Annotated in this window: 19 protein-coding genes; 10 read left to right on the top strand and 9 right to left on the bottom strand. The window is 70.5% G+C overall.

Annotation, left to right across the window (positions count from 1 at the left end):
* Positions 1–102 precede the first annotated feature (102 nt).
* Positions 103–3,315 (top strand): tetratricopeptide repeat protein, encoded by a 3,213-nt coding sequence (locus OHA73_RS27115; RefSeq protein ID WP_327656354.1) that lies wholly within the window; start codon positions 103–105, stop codon positions 3,313–3,315.
* Between the two features lie 123 nt (positions 3,316–3,438).
* On the opposite strand, the gene OHA73_RS27110 is transcribed toward OHA73_RS27115, so the two are convergent.
* Together OHA73_RS27110 and mca are read right to left on the bottom strand one after the other, a co-directional pair.
* Positions 3,439–3,681 (bottom strand): hypothetical protein, encoded by a 243-nt coding sequence (locus tag OHA73_RS27110; RefSeq protein WP_266713511.1) that lies wholly within the window; start codon positions 3,679–3,681, stop codon positions 3,439–3,441.
* Positions 3,674–4,555 (bottom strand): mycothiol conjugate amidase Mca, encoded by an 882-nt coding sequence (mca, locus tag OHA73_RS27105; protein ID WP_327656353.1) that lies wholly within the window; start codon positions 4,553–4,555, stop codon positions 3,674–3,676. The genes OHA73_RS27110 and mca overlap by 8 nt, the downstream gene beginning before the upstream one ends.
* Positions 4,556–4,688: 133 nt before the next feature.
* Between mca and OHA73_RS27100 the strand changes: the two genes are divergently transcribed.
* Together OHA73_RS27100 and greA are read left to right on the top strand one after the other, a co-directional pair.
* On the top strand, positions 4,689–5,093 hold the full coding sequence (locus OHA73_RS27100) for a DUF4307 domain-containing protein (protein ID WP_327656352.1): 405 nt from the start codon (positions 4,689–4,691) through the stop codon (positions 5,091–5,093).
* Positions 5,094–5,272: 179 nt separating this feature from the next.
* Positions 5,273–5,770 (top strand): transcription elongation factor GreA, encoded by a 498-nt coding sequence (greA, locus tag OHA73_RS27095; RefSeq protein ID WP_266713505.1) that lies wholly within the window; start codon positions 5,273–5,275, stop codon positions 5,768–5,770.
* 79 nt (positions 5,771–5,849) lie between these two features.
* Here the strand turns inward: greA and OHA73_RS27090 are convergent, their stop codons facing one another.
* The 3 genes from OHA73_RS27090 to ilvA form a co-directional block, all read right to left on the bottom strand.
* The gene (locus OHA73_RS27090) at positions 5,850–6,656 is read right to left on the bottom strand and encodes an ABC transporter permease (RefSeq protein WP_267069410.1); all 807 of its coding nucleotides are present in this window, start codon (positions 6,654–6,656) and stop codon (positions 5,850–5,852) included.
* Positions 6,653–7,651, bottom strand: coding sequence for an ATP-binding cassette domain-containing protein (locus OHA73_RS27085; protein WP_327656351.1), 999 nt, complete (start codon positions 7,649–7,651; stop codon positions 6,653–6,655). The genes OHA73_RS27090 and OHA73_RS27085 overlap by 4 nt, the downstream gene beginning before the upstream one ends.
* Before the next feature lie 173 nt (positions 7,652–7,824).
* Complete coding sequence (gene ilvA, locus OHA73_RS27080; RefSeq protein ID WP_327656350.1) at positions 7,825–9,066, bottom strand: threonine ammonia-lyase; 1,242 nt, start codon at positions 9,064–9,066, stop codon at positions 7,825–7,827.
* 175 nt (positions 9,067–9,241) lie between these two features.
* Between ilvA and OHA73_RS27075 the strand changes: the two genes are divergently transcribed.
* The 3 genes from OHA73_RS27075 to OHA73_RS27065 all read left to right on the top strand — a co-directional run bounded on the left by OHA73_RS27075 (position 9,242) and on the right by OHA73_RS27065 (position 10,537).
* Positions 9,242–9,727, top strand: a complete 486-nt coding sequence (locus OHA73_RS27075) for a MarR family winged helix-turn-helix transcriptional regulator (RefSeq protein ID WP_266718819.1) — start codon at positions 9,242–9,244, stop codon at positions 9,725–9,727.
* Positions 9,728–9,806: 79 nt separating this feature from the next.
* Positions 9,807–10,286, top strand: a complete 480-nt coding sequence (locus tag OHA73_RS27070; protein ID WP_266713497.1) for a sigma factor-like helix-turn-helix DNA-binding protein — start codon at positions 9,807–9,809, stop codon at positions 10,284–10,286.
* Entirely contained in the window at positions 10,283–10,537 is a 255-nt protein-coding gene (locus OHA73_RS27065) for a hypothetical protein (protein ID WP_266713495.1), read from the top strand. Before OHA73_RS27070 ends, OHA73_RS27065 begins: the two co-directional genes overlap by 4 nt.
* Positions 10,538–10,555: 18 nt before the next feature.
* On the opposite strand, the gene OHA73_RS27060 is transcribed toward OHA73_RS27065, so the two are convergent.
* Positions 10,556–11,728, bottom strand: a complete 1,173-nt coding sequence (locus OHA73_RS27060; RefSeq protein ID WP_327656349.1) for a cystathionine gamma-synthase — start codon at positions 11,726–11,728, stop codon at positions 10,556–10,558.
* Positions 11,729–11,835: 107 nt separating this feature from the next.
* On the opposite strand from OHA73_RS27060, the gene OHA73_RS27055 reads away from it, so the two are divergent.
* Both OHA73_RS27055 and OHA73_RS27050 read left to right on the top strand, forming a co-directional pair.
* A complete protein-coding gene (locus OHA73_RS27055; protein WP_267069413.1) occupies positions 11,836–12,933 on the top strand; it encodes a hypothetical protein in 1,098 nt (365 codons plus the stop codon).
* A 259-nt stretch (positions 12,934–13,192) separates the two neighbouring features.
* Entirely contained in the window at positions 13,193–16,066 is a 2,874-nt protein-coding gene (locus tag OHA73_RS27050; protein WP_327656348.1) for a family 43 glycosylhydrolase, read from the top strand.
* Positions 16,067–16,111: 45 nt separating this feature from the next.
* Here the strand turns inward: OHA73_RS27050 and OHA73_RS27045 are convergent, their stop codons facing one another.
* Together OHA73_RS27045 and OHA73_RS27040 are read right to left on the bottom strand one after the other, a co-directional pair.
* A complete protein-coding gene (locus OHA73_RS27045) occupies positions 16,112–16,453 on the bottom strand; it encodes a DUF1330 domain-containing protein (RefSeq protein ID WP_267069415.1) in 342 nt (113 codons plus the stop codon).
* Between the two features lie 135 nt (positions 16,454–16,588).
* Positions 16,589–17,632, bottom strand: coding sequence for an NAD(P)-dependent alcohol dehydrogenase (locus tag OHA73_RS27040; RefSeq protein ID WP_267069416.1), 1,044 nt, complete (start codon positions 17,630–17,632; stop codon positions 16,589–16,591).
* 128 nt (positions 17,633–17,760) lie between these two features.
* Here OHA73_RS27040 and OHA73_RS27035 point away from each other — a divergent pair, with 128 nt between their 5' ends.
* Positions 17,761–18,675 carry an MmyB family transcriptional regulator gene (locus OHA73_RS27035; RefSeq protein ID WP_266713483.1) on the top strand — a complete coding sequence of 305 codons (915 nt, stop codon included), beginning with the start codon at positions 17,761–17,763 and terminating at the stop codon, positions 18,673–18,675.
* A 98-nt stretch (positions 18,676–18,773) separates the two neighbouring features.
* Positions 18,774–19,391, top strand: a complete 618-nt coding sequence (locus OHA73_RS27030) for a TetR/AcrR family transcriptional regulator (protein ID WP_266713481.1) — start codon at positions 18,774–18,776, stop codon at positions 19,389–19,391.
* Positions 19,392–19,504: 113 nt separating this feature from the next.
* Here OHA73_RS27030 and OHA73_RS27025 read toward each other — a convergent pair whose 3' ends face one another.
* Positions 19,505–20,284 (bottom strand): group II truncated hemoglobin, encoded by a 780-nt coding sequence (locus tag OHA73_RS27025; protein WP_327656347.1) that lies wholly within the window; start codon positions 20,282–20,284, stop codon positions 19,505–19,507.
* Position 20,285: the final 1 nt, after the last annotated feature.

Below are 20,285 nucleotides of genomic sequence, written 5' to 3'. Positions count from 1 at the left end.
CATGGTGATCCGCGTCGCGTCTCTGATCGCCGGGACCCTCGCGCCGACACCCCATACGCAGCACACTTGACCCGTACTGTCGCCACCGGAGGGGGACCGAAGATGCGGGACAGCCATCGGGCGGAAGCCGAACGGCTGTTGGCCCGGGCCGTCGAGGAAGAGGTCAGGCGCTCGGGCGGGCGTGCGGACGGCGCCGTGCTGCTGTCGAGGGCGAAGGGTGCGCTCGACGCGATGGAGCGCAGCGCGGCGGACGAGTACGACGCGTTCACCCGGGCGCTCGACGAGGCCGACGCGGGGCGGATGACGTTCGGGCAGCGGTTCGCCAAGGAGGGCGGGTCAACTCCGCTGATGGTGGCGGGGGTTGGTGCCGTCACCGCGTGCGTGGCGGATCTGGTGCTCGGGGTGGGGACCGGGACGGCCGTGGGCGCCGGTGTCGCCGTCGCCGTACTGGGGTCCGCCGCGACCGTCGCGAAGGTGACCGCTTCGCACGTGCCGGCGGCGAGCCGCAGCGCCGGGGCGCGCAATCAACCGGGCGGGCCGGAGCAGCTGCGGCTGCAGTGGCTGACCGCGCTGGAAGTGCGGGGCATCAGGCCGTTCCTCGATCAGCAGCGGGTGCTCGCGGCGTCGACGGGGGCGGGCGGCTCGAACAAGCCGACGCCTCAACTGCGCCGCACCGACAAGAGCGCGGCCGCGCGGCGGCGGAGCGTGCTTGAGCAGTCCTTCGGTCAACTGCCTGAGCCCGAGGGGCCGTTCGCCGGCCGGCGGGTCGCCATGTCGCAGATCGCGCAGTGGGTGCACGCGGCGCGGGCCAGCACCGAGACCCGGCCGACCGTCGTCGTGCTGCACGGGGACCCGGGTTCGGGGCGTACGACGCTCGCGGTGCGCGCGGCGCACGACCTGCGGGACCAGTTCCGCGGGGCGTGCGTGGTGGATCTGCGCGGCGACCGCCCGGACGCGCCGCCGCTGCCCACGCGGGACGCCCTGCTGCACCTCCTGAACCGGCTCGGAGCACCGCGCGAGCAGCTGCTCTTCCGTGAGCGGTCCTCGCAGGAACAGCAGGTCAAGCGGCTCAGCGAGCTGTATCACCAGCATCTGACCGGGCTGCCGGTGACGATCGTGCTCGACGACGCGGCGGGCGCGGAGCAGGTGCGTACGCTCGTTCCCGAGCGGTCCGACAGCCTCGTGATCGTCACCGCGCGTGAGCCGCTCGAACTCGGCAACGACACGCCCGCCTGGGTGCACCACCTGCCGGTGCAGGCGCTCGACGCGGCGGGCGCGGAGGAGCTGCTGCGGGAGGCCGCGGAGGATCCGAGCGGCCCCTATGATGCCGAATCCTCCGATGCCGTACGGGAGTTGTGCGGCGGCCTGCCGCTGGCGCTGCGCGTCGCGGGCTCCGCGATCGGGCCGCGTACGACGCGTCAGCTCGCCGCCGACCTGGGCGCGTACGGGCCCGTGGACCCGGTCGAGCGGGTGCTGTGGCTGCGCTACACCGACCAGTCCGAGCAGGGCAGGCGGCTGCTGCGGCGGCTCGCGCTCGCCGGGCGCGCCTCGCTCGGCGCGGCCGCCGCTGCCGCGCTGCTCGCCACCACCAGCGCGGAGGCGACGCGGCATCTGTCGGCGCTCGCGAACGCCGGGCTCGTCGACCACGTGCGCGGCAGCCGCTACCGCCTGCACGACCTCGTCCGCGCCTTCGCCCAGGCCCGCCTCGCCGACGAGGAGGAGCCCGCGGAGCGCACGGCCGCGCAGGAGCGCCTGATCCAGAACTACGCGGATCTGGCCGACTCGGTGATCCGCCTGGTCGACGGCAACATGTCGACGCGCGCGGGCCAGACCGGGCCGCACGGCTTCACGTCCCTGGACGCGGCGCTGCGCTGGCTCGACGACGAGTCGAGCTTCATCACGGCGGCGCTGCGGCACGCGGAGGGCGTCAACCAGGACGCTGTGCTCGGCCTGCTCGGCGCTCTGTGCGACTACTGCCTGCTGCGCGGCGACCTCTACCGGCTCGGCGAGATCCAGGAGCTGGCGCAATCCATCGACCAGGGCCTGCTCATGCGCTCGGTCCAGTGGCGCACGGGTATCGCGGCCCGCCAGCTCGGCGAGCTCGACAAGGCGCGGACGACGCTGTCCTCGGTGGTCGACCTCTACCGCGAGGCGCACCACAGGGCGGGCGAGGGCCGCGCGCTGTGCTCCCTCGGCATCACCCTGCACCACCAGGGCCAACTCACCGAGGCGGCCGGGCGGTTGCAGGAGGCGCTCGACCTTCAGACGACGCCGGAGACGAAGGGCGACCGCGGCTGGACGCTGCACGCGCTCGCGGCGGTCGAGCGCGACCGCGCGAACGTACGCACGTCGCTCGCCCTGCTCACCGACGCGTTCGCCCTGCACCGCGAGAACGAGTCGCTGCACGGCGAGGCGTGGGCGCACTTCCAGCTCGGCCAGCTCTGCCTGCGGATGGGCAACGTGCCGCGTGCGGAGGAGGAGCTGCGGGAGGCGCTCGATCTGTACGGGCAGACCCGCGACGGCCGCGGCCAGGCCTGGGCGCTGACCGAGCTGGCCCGCGCCCGGCTCATGGACGGCGAGGCCTCCGCGGCGGTCGACGGCCTGCGTCAGGCGGCCTCCCGGCACCGTGAGAACGAGGACGCGCGCGGCGAGGCGTGGACGTACTACTACCTGGGCCAGGCCCTGGAGGAGACCGGCGACCTCGACAAGGCGGTGCGGGAACTCGAACGCTCGCGCACGATGTTCTCCCGGATGCGCGACGTCTACGGCCTGGCCTGCGCCCGCCACCACTCGGCGCGCGTCACCCGCGACGAACGGGCCGCGCAGACGGGCTCGCTGCGCAACTCCGGCTTCGCACGGCAGCTCCTGGTCGACGCCCGCGCCGACTTCCAGCGCATCGGCGTGCCGCACGGCGAGGCGTGGACGTGCCTGGAGCTCGCGGTGGTCGACGCGGGCAACGCGCGGCTCGCGCAGGCGATGGAGCTGTGCGAGGAGGCGGGGGCCATCTTCGCCGGGTACGAGGACCGCAGGGGCGAGGACTGGGCGACGTTCCTGCGCTGCACTCTCCTGCCGTACGCCTCCCCCGGCGGTTCGGAGATCGGCACGGCGGTCGCCCAGGAGGAGCTGTCCCAGCTCACCCGGGCCACGCATCCGGCCCGCGACGGAAAGCTCGACGACTACGTGGAGGCGTACCAGTTGATGCTCGAGCGGGGCCTGGACCTGGACGACGGCTGGCAGGCCTGGCGCCTCGGCATGGTCCCGAACCGGCACTCGCGGGACGTGATGGGCGTCGCCAAGGAGGCACAGCGGTCGTAGGCCGGGCGCGCCCCCGCACGGCTCCCCGTCCCGGACATGGCAGACGGGGACATGACAGACGGGGGCGCGCGACGGACAGCGCAACGGCCCCGCGCGCTCTCGTGCGCGGGGCCGACGGCAGGTTCAGGCGGACTTCTGCCCGGCGTCCTTGCCGCTCGTCGCACCGGCGGGCTCGTCCGACTTCTCCTTGAAGTCGACCTTGCCCATGTGCTTGTTCATCGACTTCATCAGGCCCCAGACCGCGACGGCCATCACGGCGAAGACGATGAAGCCGAGCACGCCCGGAGTCACCTTGTTCTCGTCGACCTCCTTAGCGGCAAGGGGGACGAGATGGGTCAATGCCAGATTCGCGTTCACATCAGGCATTGTGTCGGATGCCCGCGAAGAGGTCGTCCTCGGGGAGGGAGGTATCGACGAGCGACTTCGCGAGCTCGTACTCCTCCGTCGGCCAGACCTCCTGCTGGATGTCCATCGGCACGCGGAACCAGCCGCCGTCGGGGTCGATCTGCGTGGCGTGCGCGATCAGCGCCTTGTCGCGGATCCCGAAGAAGTCGGCGCACGGAATGTGCGTGGTAAGCGTGCGCTCGACCCGCGCGAACTCGTCCCAGCGCTTGAGCCAGTCCCCGTACGGGGACTCCATGCCGCGGTCGAGCAGCGCGTTGTGCAGCGCCTCGGTGCGCGGCCGGTTGAAGCCCTGGTTGTAGTAGAGCTTCTTCGGCTGGTAGACGGGGCCGAACTCGTCCTCGGGGTACTTCTCGGCGTCGGCCGCACCGTCGAAGGCCACCATCGTGATCTTGTGGGTCATGATGTGGTCGGGGTGCGGGTAGCCGCCGTTCTCGTCGTAGGTCGTGATGACCTGCGGACGGAAGGTGCGGATCTGCTTGACCAGGGCGCCGGCCGCGTGGTCGACGTCCTCCAGGGCGAAGCAGCCCTCCGGCAGCGGCGGCAGCGGGTCGCCCTCGGGCAGCCCCGAGTCGACGAAGCCCAGCCAGTCCTGCTTGACGCCGAGGATCTCGCGCGCCTCGTCCATCTCCTTGCGGCGCACCTCCCGGATGTTCTTCTCGACGTACTTGTCGCCCTGGAGCTTCGGGTTGAGGATGGAGCCGCGCTCGCCGCCCGTGCAGGTCACTACGTGTACGTCCACCCCCTCGGACACGTACTTGGCCATGGTGGCCGCGCCCTTCGACGACTCGTCGTCGGGGTGGGCGTGAACGGCCATCAGTCGCAGCTGCTCAGTCAAGACAAGATCCTCGGTCAGTTATGGGACGCCCGGGTGCTTGGAGTGCAATGGGCGACTTCTATAGTGACGGAACCGGGGGGCGGAAAATTCCGGTGCCCGGGAACATGCCGGGCGATGCGAGAGGAACTGGCGGATGAGCGCCGTGCAGCAGCTGCCCGAGGGCCGATACGGATCCTCGCGCTCCGCCGACGCCCGTGCCGACCGCAAGCTGAAGATCACCGGAATCATTCTCGGCGCCCTGTTCGCGGCGCTGATGATCTGGTTCGGCTGGTACTACGTCGTCGGCGGAAGCAAGTTCAGCGGCGAGGTCATCGCCTTCGACACGAACAAGAACAACGTCCAGGCGCACCTGGAGATCCGCAAGGACACCGACGCCACCGGCTACTGCACGATCCGCTCGCAGGACGCCGCCGGCGCCGAGGTGGGACGCGCCGACTTCCGCTTCGACCAGAAGACCGAGCGGATCGACAAGGTCGTCACTCTGAAGACGACGGGCGACGGCACGACCGCCGAGCTCCTGGGCTGTCACGCCGACTGATTGTCGATACGAGGTCGGCGAAACGGCGGGCGCTGACCTGCGCCGACGCAACGCTGATGCCTTTTGTCCTCCCCCTTTCACGCCTGAATTGTTAGGCTCGTGGTTTCGCCCACTCAGTAGGGAACATCCTTCTGAGTAGGGCGATGCTTTGTATACCCAGTACCTACGAGGAGCGACCTGTGACCCAGACCAGCGAAGACGTCACCTGGCTGACGCAGGAGGCGTACACCAAGCTCAAGGACGAGCTGGCGTACCTGTCTGGTCCCGCGCGCGAGGAGATCACTCAGAAGATCGCCGCTGCGCGCGAGGAGGGCGACCTGCGGGAGAACGGCGGGTACCACGCGGCCAAGGAGGAGCAGGGCAAGCAGGAGCTCCGCATCCGCCAGCTGACCCAGCTGCTGGAGAGGGCCAAGGTCGGCGAGGCCCCGGCGGCGACCGGCGTCGTCGCGCCCGGCATGGTTGTCACGATCGCCTTCGATGGCGACGAGGACGACACCCTGGAGTTCCTGCTCGCCTCGCGCGAGTACGCGAGCAGCGACTTCGAGACGTACTCGCCGCAGTCCCCGCTCGGCACGGGGGTCAACGGCCACAAGGTGGGCGAGGACGTGGACTACGAGCTGCCGAACGGCAAGAAGGCCTCGGTCAGGATCCTCAAGGCGGAGCCCTTCAGCGGCTGACGCACTGCAGACACATGAGTGGGGCCCCGCGGCACGCACGCCGCGGGGCCCCACTCATGTGTCAGGCCGCCTTCATGTGTCAGGCCGCCTTGCGGTACTTGCGCACCGCGAGGGTGCGGAAGGCCAGGATGATCAGGACCGACCAGATCAGGGAGGCCCAGACCGGGTGCTCCATGGGCCAGGCACCGGTCACCGACTTCGGTACGCCTTCGATCGTGTTGCCGAACAGCTCGCGGGCCGCCGCCACCGTGGCGCTGAAGGGGTTCCATTCCGCGATGTACTGAAGGAACTTCGGCATGCCGTTGACCGGCACGAACGCGTTCGAGATGAACGTCAGCGGGAAGAGCCAGATCAGGCCGCCGGAGGTCGCCGCCTCCGGGGTGCGCACCGACAGGCCGATCAGCGCGCCGATCCACGTGAACGCGTACCCGAGCAGCAGGAGCAGGCCGAACCCGGCCAGGACCTTGCCGAGGTTCTCGTGCGTGCGCCAGCCGACGAGCAGCGCCACCACCGCGAGCACGGCCAGCGTCACCGCCGTCTGCACCAGGTCGGCGAGGGTGCGGCCGGTGAGCACGGCGCCGCGCGCCATGGGCAGCGAGCGGAACCGGTCGATGAGGCCCTTGTGCATGTCGTCCGCGATGCCCGCGCCGGCGCCCGCCGTGGCGAAGGTGACGGTCTGGGCGAAGATGCCGGCCATCAGGAATTCCTTGTAGGCGTCGGCACTGACTCCGGCGCCCGGGATGGCGATCGAGCCGCCGAAGACGTACGTGAACAGGACCACGAACATCACCGGCTGGATGATCCCGAACAGGATCATCTCGGGGATCCGGGTCATCCGGATCAGGTTGCGCTTGCCTATGACCAGGGAGTCGTTCCAGGCGCTCATTGCTTCGCCCCCTTCGTCTCCTCGGTCGCATCGGCCGCATCGGCCGCGTCCGCCTCCTCGGCGACATGGCCGGTCAGCGAGATGAACACGTCGTCCAGGGTCGGGCGGCGCAGGCCGATGTCGTCGATCTCGATGCCGCGCGCGTCCAGGTCGCGGATGACCTCGGCGAGGAGCTTCGCGCCGCCGGTGACCGGGACGGTCAGCTTGCGGGTGTGCTCGTCGACGGCGGCCTCGCCCTTGCCGAAGCCGGCCAGGATCTCCCGGGCCGCAGTGATGTGCTCCCGCTCGTGCACCACGACCTCGACGCGCTCGCCGCCGGTCTGCGCCTTGAGCTGGTCGGCGGTGCCGCGGGCGATGACGCGGCCGTGGTCCACGACGCAGATGTCGTGCGCCAGGTGGTCGGCCTCTTCCAGGTACTGGGTCGTGAGCAGCAGCGTCGTACCGCCGGCGACCAGTTCCTGGATCACCTCCCACAGCTGCTGCCGGTTGTACGGGTCGAGGCCGGTCGTCGGCTCGTCCATGAACATCACCGGCGGGGAGACGACGAGGGCGGCCGCGAGGTCGAGCCTGCGGCGCATGCCACCCGAGTACGTCTTGGAGGGGCGGTCGGCGGCGTCCACGAGGTGGAAGCGCTCGAGGAGTTCGACGGACCGCTTCTTGGCGTCCTTCTTGGACAGCTGGTAGAGCTGCCCGACCATCTGCAGGTTCTCGCGCCCCGTCAGATATTCGTCGACCGCGGCGAACTGGCCGGACAGGCCGATGGAGCGCCGCACTTCGTTCGGGTTCTTCAGTACGTCGATGCCCGCGACGACCGCCTTGCCACTGTCCGGCGTGAGCAGGGTCGTCAGGCAGCGCACCGCCGTCGTCTTCCCCGCCCCGTTCGGCCCCAGCAGGCCGAGGACGGTGCCCTCCGGTACGTCCAGATCGACGCCGTCCAGAGCCCTTACATCGCCGAAGGTCTTCACCAGACCTTCGGCGTAGATGGCGCCTGGCATTGGTTCCCCCAGTGTGTGGGTGTTACCTGATGCGTGCTGTGCCCGCGTACGCGGCGTTACGTGACTTACGCAGCCTTACGTGGAGAAAGTGTAAATTTGCCGGGCCGTACGTGCCCGGCGAACGGGTGAAGCGCGCCACACACTATCGCGATGTATCGCGTACCGCCACGGAATTACTCGATGACGGTGTAGCCCGCCTCCCGCAGCGCCGTGCCGACCTCGGTGCAGTGCGCGGGACCCTTGGTCTCCAGGTGCAGCTCCACCTCCGCCTCCGTGAGCCCGAGCCGCGGATCGGTCCGTACGTGGCTCACATCGGTGACGTTAGCGTCGGCCACTGACAACACCTGGAGGAGCGTGGCCAGGGCGCCGGGGCGGTCGGTGAGACGCAGCCGCAGCGACAGGTAGCGGCCCGCGGCGGCAAGGCCGTGGGTGAGGACGCGCTGCATCAGGAGCGGGTCGATGTTGCCGCCGGACAGCAGCGCGACGACCGGGCCCTCGAAGGCGCCGGGTTCGCTGAGGAGCGCCGCCACGGGGCTCGCGCCCGCCGGCTCGACGACCAGCTTGGCGCGCTCCAGGCAGAGCAGCAGCGCGCTGGAGAGCGCGTCCTCCGAGACCGTACGGACGTCGTCGACCAGGCCGGAGACAAGCCCGAACGGGACGTCGCCGGGCCGCCCCACCTTGATCCCGTCGGCCATCGTCGACGGGGACTGGATCGCGACCGGGTGCCCGGCGGCCAGCGAGGGCGGGTACGCGGCCGCGCCCGCCGCCTGCACGCCGATCACCTTCACGTCGGGCCGCAGCGCCTTCACCGCGACCGCGATGCCGGCCGCGAGTCCGCCGCCGCCGACGCCGACCAGGATCGTCCGCACCTCCGGGCACTGCTCCAGGATCTCCAGGCCGAGCGTGCCCTGGCCCGCGACGACGTCCGGGTGGTCGAAGGGGTGGATGAACACCGCCCCTGTCTGCTCCGCGTACTCCTGGGCCGCCGCGAGGGTCTCGTCGACCACCTGGCCGTGCAGGCGCACCTCGGCCCCGTACTCGCGGGTCGCGGCGACCTTCGGCAGGGGCGCGCCGACCGGCATGAACACCGTGGAGCGCACGCCGAGGAGCGAGGAGGCGAGGGCCACGCCCTGCGCGTGGTTGCCCGCGCTCGCGGCCACGACCCCGGCTGCCCGCTCCTCGGGCAGCAGGCCCGCGATCCGCACGTAGGCGCCGCGCAGCTTGAAGGATCCGGTGCGCTGGAGGTTCTCGCACTTGAGGTGGACCGGCGTCCCGGCCAGCTGGGAGAGGTGGTGGCTGTGCGCCATCGACGTCAGCCGTGCCACCCCGGAAAGCATCTTCTGGGCGCCACGGACATCGTCGAGGGTGACCGCGGGCGTCGGGGCGGGCAAGTAGTCAGACGCGCTGTTGCTCATGACGAAAGTCTTGCAGCTCACGGCGGGCGTCTCTCGGGATGCTCACGCTGCGAGACCGGATTGCGCACGGCCGGTACGGCCAGCGCTTTCGCCGCGTACCCTGTGGGCCAATCCAGTGCAATCCACCACCCACGCATGAAGTGAGCCCCCGGCCATGCCCACACCACAGGAAACGATGGACATGACGACCGCTGGTGACCCCGGCCTCCTCGAAACGCTCCAGCACGAGGTGGCGGTCTTCGCCCGTCGCGCCGAACAGACCCGGCTCGGCGGGGTCGGGCAGGTGCGCAATTCGATGGACCGAGCGGCCTATCTGCTGCTCAACCGCCTCGACAAGGAAGGCCCGATGGGCGTCAAGGCGCTCGCGTCGAGCATGGGGATCGACTCCTCGACGGTGACCCGCCAGGTCGCCCCGCTCGTCGACACGGGTCTCGTCAAGCGCACCTCTCACCCGGAGGACGGACGTGCGGTGGTGTTGCAGCTGTCGCCGCGCGGTGCGGCACGGCTCGACGAGGTACGCACATCCAGGCAGGAATTGATGGCGCAGTTGACGCAGGAGTGGGAGCCGCAGGAGCGCGAGCAGTTCTGCGCGCTCCTCGCGCGCTTCAATTCGGCGCTCTCCGCGCGCCACGGCCAGCCGACGCCGCCCGCCGACTCCTGACGGTTCCCTGGCAGCACGGGTACGGCATGAGCGGCTCCCGCCTCTTGACCAGGGAGCCGCGGTCGGCCTCATATGAAGGGTGCGAGAACGGCAGGCGTTGCGTGACGCCCGCCGGGCCCGTGAGTTCGAGGCGTTCGTCGCGGGCGCGGCCGGGCGGCTGTTGCGTGCCGCGACGCTCCTGACGACGGAGCCGCCGGACGCCAACCCTCGCGCGCGCAAGCTGCTCACGACCGTCCTCGGCCGAACGTACGCCTCCTGGGACCGGCTTCGGGGTGAGGATCCCTACGACTGCGCGCGCAAGGAGCTGGCCGTCCGGTTCGCCCGCGGCTCATGGCGGCAGCACCGCGCGCGTGGTGGCGCGTTGGGCCTGCTCAGCCCCCAGGAGCGGCTCGTCCTCGTGCTGCGGCTCTTCGAAGGGGTCGGCGAGGAGCAGACCGCGTCGTTGCTCGGGCTGCCCGCGGAGCGCGTCCGCACCGTGCACGCGCGGGCGATGGCCCTCGTCCTGCACCCGCCGCGCGGCCCCGCGCCCGCCGAACTGCGAGGGGCGGCCCCGGTATGAGTCTCCAGGAGCGCAATGAGGCGGCCGTGCGCGCGGTGCTCGACGGCGGGCCCGCGCCCGTGGTGCCGACGGAACTGTGCGCGGACGCGATGCGCAAGGGCGGCCGCGCGCGCAAGCGGCGCCGGGCGGCGTCGCGGCTGATGTGGTTCGTGCTGGTCGTCGCCGTCGTGACGTTCGTCGTGTGGGCGACGGTCGAGCGGCCGTGGGTGGAGCCGCCCTCGAAGACGACTCCACAACTGACCGGCTGGTGAACTCCTTTACGGGGAGTACTACTTGTCGAGCGCCTGCTGGAGGTCGGCGAGCAGATCGTCGACGGACTCGATGCCCACGGAGAGGCGTACGAGATCGGCGGGGACCTCCAGGGCGGAGCCCGCGACGGAGGCGTGCGTCATCCGGCCGGGGTGCTCGACGAGGGACTCGACGCCGCCCAGGGACTCGCCCAGCGTGAAGAGCTTCGCCCTGTTGCAGACCTCGACGGCCGCTTCCTCGCCGCCCTCGACCTGGAACGACACCATGCCGCCGAACGCCTTCATCTGCTTCGCCGCGATCTCGTGCCCGGGGTGCTCGGGCAAACCCGGGTAGAGCACCTTCGTGACCCGCGGGTGGCGGGAGAGCATCTCGGCGACGCGGGTCGCGTTCTCGCTGTGCCGGTCCATGCGGACGGGCAGCGTCTTGATGCCGCGCAGCACCAGCCAGGCGTCGAACGGGCCCGCCACCGCGCCCATCGCGTTCTGGTGGTATGCGAGGTCGTCGGCGAGCGCCTGGTCATTGACGACGAGGGCGCCGCCGACGACGTCGGAGTGGCCGCCCATGTACTTGGTCATCGAGTGCACGACGACGTCGGCGCCGAGCGCCAGCGGCTGCTGGAGGTAGGGGCTGGCGAAGGTGTTGTCGACGACGAGCCTGGCCCCGGCCTCGCGGGCGACCTGGGCGACGGCCGCGATGTCGGTGATGCCGAGGAGCGGGTTGGAGGGCGTCTCCACCCACACGGCCTTGGTCAGCGGGGTGATCGCGGCGCGCACCGACTCGACGTCGCTGGTGTCCGCCACCGAGAACTCGACGCCCCACCGCATCACGACCTTCGCGAACAGCCGGAACGTGCCGCCGTACGCGTCGTTCGGGATGACCACGTGGTCGCCGGGGCTGAGCAGCGTCCGCAGCAGGCAGTCCTCGGCGGCGAGCCCGGAGGCGAAGGCGAGGCCGCGTCGGCCGCCCTCCAGAGCGGCGAGGTTCTCCTCAAGGGCGGTACGGGTCGGGTTGGCGCTGCGGCTGTACTCGTAACCGCCGCGCAGGCCGCCCACGCCGTCCTGCTTGTACGTGGAGACCTGGTAGATCGGCGGGACGACGGCGCCGGTCACGGGGTCGGCCGTGTTGCCGGCGTGGATGGCGGTGGTCTCGAAGCCGCGCGGGGTGCTGCCGCTGTGGCTGTGCGTGTCGCTCATGGGGGCCGAGCGTAGGCGCTCGCGCGCGCGGAGGTGGGGCGCAGCGCCCTTTTGTCGCCACTGTGGCCGGGAACCCCGTGTCGGACCGGCACGTTAGCGTTGTTGATATGGGAATTCTCTGGGGGCTGATGGCCGCGGTCATGATCGGGCTCGTGGTGTCGCAGTTGCTGCGGCGCCGCGGCGGGATTCGGCAGGTCGCTCCGGGGTCCCCGGACGCCGCGGACCCGGCGGACTACGGGTTCATGCTTCAGGAGGACCTGGACGTCCGGCTGCCGGGGCCCGACCAGGATCTGCTCGACGTGATGTCGGTCGTGCAGCGCAATCAGGACTTCACCGCTGCCTCCCAGCTCCTCGCCGGGACCGGTAAGGAGACCGAGACCCGGTGGGAGCGGGTACAGGCGATCGCCGGTGCCGCCGCCCTCGAGGCCCAGCAGACGCCGCGGCTCGGTGCCGGATGGCTGCACGCGTGGCGGTCGCAGGCGCCGAAGGACGCGGGCGGGGCGCAGGTCTTCGCCGAGTTCCTCGTGCAGCAGGCGTGGCGCGGCGGCGGCACTCCCGACGAGCAGCGGATCGTCCTCGAAGAGGCGCGCAATGCCTGTGACCAGGCGGCGATGCTGGCTCCCGGCGACCCCGTCCCGCACATCACGCACCTCGCCGTCGCGCGCGGACTCGGCTATTCGCAGGCCGAGTTCGAGCAGCTGTGGCTGAAGATCCTCGACACCGCGCCGGGCCACATGGGCGCGCATCTGGCCGGCCTCCGGTACTGGACGGAGAAGTGGCACGGCTCGCGCGAGCAGGCCTTCTCGTTCGCCGAGGCCGCCGCCGCGCGTGCGCCGCGCGGTTCGCTGCTCGCGGCGCTGCCGCTGTTCGCGCTGTACGAGCACGTGCCCGAGGTGAACCTGGTGCGCGGGTTCTACGAGAGCGAGGTCGTCACGAAGGCGCTGCACGGGGCGCTGTTCGCGGTGCACGCCGCGCGCCCCGACGACCCGATGCTCGCGCACGTACGGCACCTGCTGGTGTTCTTCCTGGTGCGCAGCGAGCGCTGGTCCGAGGCGATGCGGCAACTCGTGCACGTCGACGGCCACGTGGGCGCGATCCCGTGGACCGCCGAGTACGACCCGGCGGCCTCGTACGCCGTGTACCGGGCGCTCGCCGTCGCCGGTTACGAGGCGAACGGCGGAAGCCCGGCGACGCTGCGGCACTGACCCGCCGTCGCGGAGGGGACCGTTCACCGGATGTGCCGGTGGCTCGACGTGGGGCTCGGCCCTGACACCTCAAAGGGTGGGCACTGTAGGGCAGTTCGCGGCATTTTACGTTCGGGATCTCGATCGAGCTTCGATTTCTCGGACCAATGTGCATCCAGGATCTTGACCGGGCGACCGCGTACTTCTTCACTGGCCAACGCCGACACCCCTGCCATCCCCCGCCACCACGGACTCCCCCGCACCCCGAGGACTGGTACGCATGCCCCGTAACGGAACGTCCCGTCCGCCCGCCGCCGTCCTGTCCCGACGGAACCTCCTCGTCGCCGGAGCGCTCACTCTGGGGGCTTCCACTCTCGCCTCCCCGAGCCCCGCCAGTGCTCGCGCTCGCGCCGGGAGCGCCGACGCCGGCGGATACGAGGGCTATCTCTTCGTGTACTTCACCGGCGAGGGCAGCGCGGACGGTGAGCAGATCCATCTCGCACTCAGCCGGGGCGACGACCCGCTCCACTGGCGGGAGTTGAATGGAGGCGAGCCCGTTCTCACCTCCGACCTCGGCGACAAGGGTGTGCGCGACCCCTTCGTCATCCGGTCGCCCGAAGGGGACAAGTTCTTTCTCATCGCCACCGACCTGAAGATCCATGGCGGGGCCGGCTGGGACTACGTGCAGCGGCACGGCAGTCGGTCGATCATCGTGTGGGAGTCGGCGGACCTGGTGCAGTGGGGCGAGCCGCGGTCGGTGCGGGTCTCGCCGGAGACCGCGGGCAACACCTGGGCGCCCGAGGCGTATTGGAGCGAGGAGCTCGGCGCGTACGTCGTCTTCTGGGCGTCGAAGCTGTACGGCGAGGACGACCCGGAGCACACCGGCGACACGTACAACCGCATGCTGTACGCCACGACCACGGACTTCGTGACCTTCACCGAGGCCAAGGTGTGGAACGACCCGGGGTATTCGGTCATCGACTCCACCGTCATCGCGCACGACGGGACGTACTACCGGTTCACGAAGGACGAGCGGTCGGCGTCGCAGTCGCCGTACGGGAAGTTCATCCTGGAGGAGAAGTCCGAGGACCTGCTCTCCACGGACTGGGAGACCGTCGCCGAGGGCATCGGCATGGGCTCCATGGCGCAGGGCGAGGGGCCGCTCGTCTTCAAGTCCAACAGTGAAGAGAAGTGGTACCTGTTCATCGACGACTACACCGGCACCGGCTACATGCCCTTCGAGTCCACCGATCTGGCGGGTGGTGAGTGGACGAAATCCGCCGACTACCGGCTGCCCGCGGCCCCGCGACACGGGACCGTACTCCCGCTGACGCGTGCGGAGTTCGACCGGGTCGACGCCAAGTGGGGCGTCGCTCCCGTGCGCGCCGACGCCGACGGGCTCGTCGCCCACTGGCCGCTCGGCAGCGACGCGAAGGACACTTCCGGGCACGGCTATCACGGCACCGCGGCAGGGGACGCCGACTGGGACGACGGCGCCCTCGTGCTCGGCGGCGCGAGCGGACACGTGAAGCTGCCCGACAACATGCTGGCCGGCGTGGACTCGGTGACCGTCGCCGCCGAGGTGTGGGTCGACAGCGACCAGGCGACGCCGTACTTCCTGTACGGGTTCGGGAACACCGCCTCCTCCACCGGTTCCGGCGACGGCTATCTCTTCGCCACGGGCGGCAGTGCCGACAGCGGCTTCCGGGCCGCCCTGTCCGACGGGAACTGGAGCAAGGAGCAGGCCGCCGCGTCCGACACCGGGCTGGCGCGCGGGCGTTGGGCCCAGGTCACGTACACCGTCGACGGCGACACCGCGCTGCTGTATCTCGACGGTGCGGTCGCCGCCCGGAACAGCGCCGTCACCCTCATGCCCTCGGACATCGGCGGCGGGCGCACCACGGCCAACTATCTGGGCCGGTCCCAGTACGCCTCCGACCACACCCTGAAGGGGCGGCTGCGGGACGTACGGCTCTACAACCGGGCCCTGTCCGCCGACGAGATCGCCGCGCTGCCCGCCAACGCCACCCGCATCCGGGGCGTGGAGGCGAAGGAGCTGAAGGTGCCCGCCGTCATCGAGGGCGACGGGTCGACCGTCGTGCTGCCGGTCGAGCCGGGCACGCAACTGCGCGCCCTGCGACCCGAGTTCACTCTCGCGCCCGGCGCCCGGATCAGCCCGGCGAGCGGCAAGCGGGTGGACCTGCGGCGGCCCGTCACGTACACCGTCACCTCGGCGGCCGGCGAGCGGCGCAAATGGAAGGTGTCGGCCGTGGAGATGCGGACGCCGGTACTGCCCGGCTTCCACGCCGATCCCAACATCGTCGCGTTCGGGGGGACTTACTACCTCTACACGACCAACGACGGGTTCGACGGCTGGAGCGGTACGACCTTCAGCGTCTGGTCGTCGAAGGACCTCGTCCACTGGGTCGATCGCGGGGTCATCCTCGACCTCGGCAAGGACGTGAGCTGGGCCGAGTCCCGCGCCTGGGCGCCGACCATCGCCGAGAAGGACGGGCGGTTCTACTTCTACTACTGCGCCGAGGCGAAGATCGGGGTCGCCACGGCCGACTCGCCCACGGGTCCTTTCACCGACAGCGGGAAGGTTCTGATCGCCGCCAACCCGGACGGCGACGGACAGGCCATCGACCCCGCCGCCTTCACGGACGACGACGGGCAGACGTATCTGTACTGGGGCAACGGTTCGGCGTGGGTGGTACCGCTGGACGAGAACGACATGACGTCGTACGTCCCGTCAAAAGCACGACAGATCAAGGGACTTGAGGACTTCCGGGAAGGGTTGTTCATGGTGCGGCGAGGCGGCCTGTACCACCTCACGTACTCGATCGACGACACCCGCAGCGAGAACTACCGCGTCGGGTACGCCACGTCCGACTCGCCGTACGGGCCGTTCACCAACCGCGGCGTGGTGCTGGAGAAGGATCCGGCCCAGGGGATCCTCGGCACCGGGCACAATTCGCTGCTCCGCGTGCCCGGCACCGACGAGTGGTACATCGCCTACCACCGGTTCGGGATGCCCGGCGGCGACGGCACCCACCGCGAGACCACCATCGACCGCGTCACGTTCGGGGCGGACGGGCTGATGCGACCGGTCGCGCCGACGCTCGACGGGGTACGGCCGCGGCGCGTCCCGTAGGGCGAGCGTGACGCCGTTCGCGACCGGGCCGTTGGGTCCTTGGGCCTACGCCTCGCGCATGGCCGCGGCCGTACGCGCCGCGTCGTACCCCGGCGGCACTCCGTCCAGGAGCACCAGGCTGCCGGGCAGGTGGTCGGTGCGCAGCGGGAGGATCTCCTGGTAGGCGGGGGACGCGTACCAGGCGTGGGCCGCCTCCAGGTCGGGGAACTCGATCATCACGATGCCGCCGGGCGGCTCCCCCTCCATCCACTCCCCCTTCTTGCCGTGGACCAGGAAGCGGCCGCCGTACGGGGTGAACGTGGACTGGACGCGCTCGATGTACGTGAGGACGTCGGGGTGCGGCGCTCCGGGCGTGGTGCCGAGTACGGCGATCGCGTAGGCGGTCATGAAAGAGCCCTCCCTCGGGTCCGGCAGGATCTGGTGGGTACGAGGACGATCCTGCCGGGGCCCGGGGAGGGCGGCCATGACCTCTCAGGTCATGAAGGCCATGACGTCATGACCGATGTGATGTGCGGGAGGCGCTCAGATGGTCGCCGCGTCGATCACGAAGCGGTAGCGCACGTCCGAGCCGAGGACCCGCTCGTACGCCTCGTTGACCTGGCTCGCCTCGATCAGCTCGATCTCGGCGCCGAGGCCGTGCTCGGCGCAGAAGTCGAGCATCTCCTGGGTCTCGGCGATGCCGCCGATCATGGAGCCGGCGAGCACCTTGTTGCCGCCGATGAGGGAGAACAGGTTGAGGGAGATCGGCTCCTCGGGGGCGCCGACGTTCACCAGGGCGCCGCCCGTCTTGAGCAGGCCCAGGTAGGCGCCGAAGTCCACCTGCGCGGAGACCGTGGAGAGGATGACGTCGAAGGTGCCCGCGAGCTCCTCGAAGGTCTTCGGGTCGCTCGTCGCGTAGTAGTGGTCGGCACCCAGCTTCAGGCCGTCGTCCTTCTTGCGCAGCGACTGCGACAGGACGGTGACCTCCGCGCCGAGCGCGTGCGCGATCTTGACTCCCATGTGGCCGAGGCCGCCGAGACCGACGACCGCGACCTTCTTGCCGGGGCCCGCGCCCCAGTGCTTCAGCGGGGAGTACGTGGTGATGCCGGCGCAGAGCAGCGGCGCGGCCACGTCGAGGGCGAGGCCCTCGGGGATGCCGACGACGAAACCCTCGGTGACGACGACCTTCTGCGAGTAGCCGCCGTAGGTGGGCTCGCCGTCCTTGCCGACGGCGTTGTACGTCTGGACGTTGCCCTTGACGCAGTGCTGCTCGAACCCGGACTTGCAGGGCTCGCACTCGCCACAGGAGTCGACCATGCAGCCGACGCCGACCCGGTCGCCGACCTTGTACTTGGTGACGCCCGCGCCGACGGCCTCCACGACACCGGCGATCTCGTGCCCCGGCACCATCGGGAAGATGGCCTCGCCCCAGCCCTCACGGGCCTGGTGGATGTCGGAGTGACAGATTCCGGCGAACTTGATGTCGATCAGTACGTCGTGCTCGCCGACAGTGCGGCGTTCGATGGTGGTGCGCTCCAGCGGGGCCTTGGCGCTGGGAACGGCGTATGCGGCAACAGTCGTGGTCATGGCTCCAAGCGTGCGCCCACCGCGCCCGATCGGCAAAGTATGCGCAGGTCACCGCTTTGCGTACGTCCAGTGGTCCTACTACTGGTGGGGTCAGGCTCCCGGTCGTACGACCGGGAATACTGGACAGCATGGACGAGAACGATGCGGCCAGGGAACCGGCGGCGGACCGCCCGGACCATCTGGACCGGCGCGCCGAGCTGAGCGAGTTCCTGCGCACCCGGAGGGCCCGGCTCAAGCCCGAGGACGTGGGGCTCGCCTCGATGGGGCGGCACCGGCGGGTGCCGGGCCTGCGGCGCGAGGAGCTGGCGCAGCTCGCCGGGGTCTCGGTCGCCTACTACACACGCCTGGAGCAGGGCAACGGGCGCAATGTGTCGGCGGAGGTGCTCGACGCGATCGCGCGCGCCCTGCGGCTCAGCGACACCGAGCACGCGCACCTCGTCCACCTGGCGAGCCCGACGCGGCAGCGCCGCAGGTCGCCGGCGCCGAAGCGGCAGCAGCAGGTGCGGCCGGCGCTGCGCCACCTGCTCGACTCGCTGGACGGCGTGCCCGCCTACATCGGCGGGGCGCGCTCGGACATCCTCGCCTGGAACCGGATGGCGGCGGCGCTCTTCGGCGACTGGGGGCGCATGCCGCGCGCCGAGCGGAACTGGGCGCGGCTCACGTTCCTGAACCCGGACTACCGGGAGCTGTTCGTCGACTGGGACTCCAAGGCGACCGACATGGTCAGCTTTCTGCGGCTGTACGCGGGGCGCAATCCCGAGGACCCGGAGCTGTCGGCGCTCGTCGGTGAACTCTCCGTCAAGAGCGAGGAGTTCAGGCGGCTGTGGGCCACGCACGACGTGAAGGAGAAGGGCCACGGCGTGAAGCGGATGCGGCACCCTCTGGTGGGTGAACTGACGCTCGCGTACGAGACGTTGCACTTGCCGGACGATGACGGGCAGTTCTTGTCCGTGTACCACGCGGAGGCGGGTACGGCATCGGCGGAAGCGCTGCGGCTGCTTGCGAGTTGGGGTGTGGACGACTCGTTGCGGGCGAAGCTGTAGACGTCGCGGGGCTCTGCCCCGGACCCTGCGGGCCCTCGCCACAAGGGAAGGGCTCCAACCGCTTGACGGAGTGAGCGCTCACTCCGTACCTTCGGCGTATGCCAGCCACCACCAGGAAGCGCGCTCCCGGCATGAGTCCGGAGCAGCGGCGCAGCATGATCGTCGCGGCCGCGTTGCCGCTTGTCGCCGAGTACGGCGGGGCCGTCACCACGGGGCAGATCGCTCGCGCCGCGGGGATCGGGGAGGCCACGATCTTCCGGGTGTTCCAGGACAAGGACGAGGTGCTCGACGCCTGCGTCGCCGAGGCGGTCAGCCCCGAGCACGTGCGGCGCGAGCTGGCCTCGATCGATCTGGAGCAGCCGCTCACCGCCCGGCTCGCCGAGGCCGCCGAGGCGATGCGGGCCCATCTGGACCGGATGGGCGCCGTCGTCGGCGGGCTCTACGCGTCGGGGCGGCGGCGCGGCCGACCCGAGGGCGAGCGGCCCACCCAGGACGGCCGGCAGGCGTCCGCGCAGGCGATGCGGGAGGCGCTGAGCGAGCTGATCGAGCCCGACCGGGACGCCCTGCGGCTGCCCCCGGACAAGCTCGCCACGCTCTTCCTCGGCATGCTCTTCACCCAACTCCGCTCCCCTGAAGCGGACTTGAACCCGACACCGGCCGAACTCGTCGACGTACTGCTGCACGGTTCGCTGGCCGCACCCGGGAGCCCCTCATGACCGTCAGCCTCAACCACACGATCGTCCCGGCCGTCGACAACACCACGGCCGCCCGCTTCTTCGCCGACGACGCCCGGAACCTGTACGAGGTCATGTCCCCGGCGTAGCGCCTCTCAGGGCAGGTACGGAGGCGCCGCGCCCCACGTCCAGTGGGGTACCGGCTGTTCCTCCGGGCGCTCGGCCTCCGGGCCCGAGAAGTGGGCGGCGAGGCGTGTGCCCCACTCGATGTAGGCGAGGAACGCGGAGCGGAATTCCGCGTCCGTCGGCAGGGCCGCCTCGTCGGCCGCGTCCTGCATGAGGTTGACCCAGCGGCGGCGCTGCGGCTCGGTGACGCCCTTGCCGATGTGCATCGCGACCATGTGGCTGTGGCCGCCGTGCTGTTCGGAGTAGGCCGAAGGGCCGCCGAAGACCTCGCCGAGCCACAGGGCGACATGGTCCGCGTGCTCCGCAGGGAGGTCGGCGAAGAGCGGGCCGAGGAGGTCGTCCTTCACCACCTTCTCGTAGAACACGGACGTCAGACGGCCGAACGCCTCGGCGCCGCCCGCCCATTCGAAGAGCGTGGGGTCCGACGAGCCCGTTCCGCGCACCGTGGTCGGCGTGTAGTGGCGCATCTCGTCGATGTACCCGACGTAGGGGCGGATCTCGGTGAGGAACACCGGGAAGAGCTCGGAGGTGCGGAAGCCCTTCAGGTGGTCCTCGGTCGACGTCCACACGATGCGCAGGATGAAGTGCTCGAAGTCCTCTTCGCAGCGGGTGAGTTCGTACGAGACGCAGTGCTCCGAGGCCGCCAGCTGTTGTGACGCGCGGGTGTACGCCGCCATGAACTCGGCGGAGCGGTCCTCGGGGATGCGATAGCGGATGTACTCGATGGTGCGCCGGGATCGAGTCGTCATG

Origin of the sequence: Streptomyces sp. NBC_00483 (assembly GCF_036013745.1) — a bacterium.
Taxonomy (GTDB): Bacteria; Actinomycetota; Actinomycetes; order Streptomycetales; family Streptomycetaceae; genus Streptomyces.
Note: the sequence above shows the minus strand (reverse complement) of the source record. Positions and strands in the feature narration are given on the sequence as shown.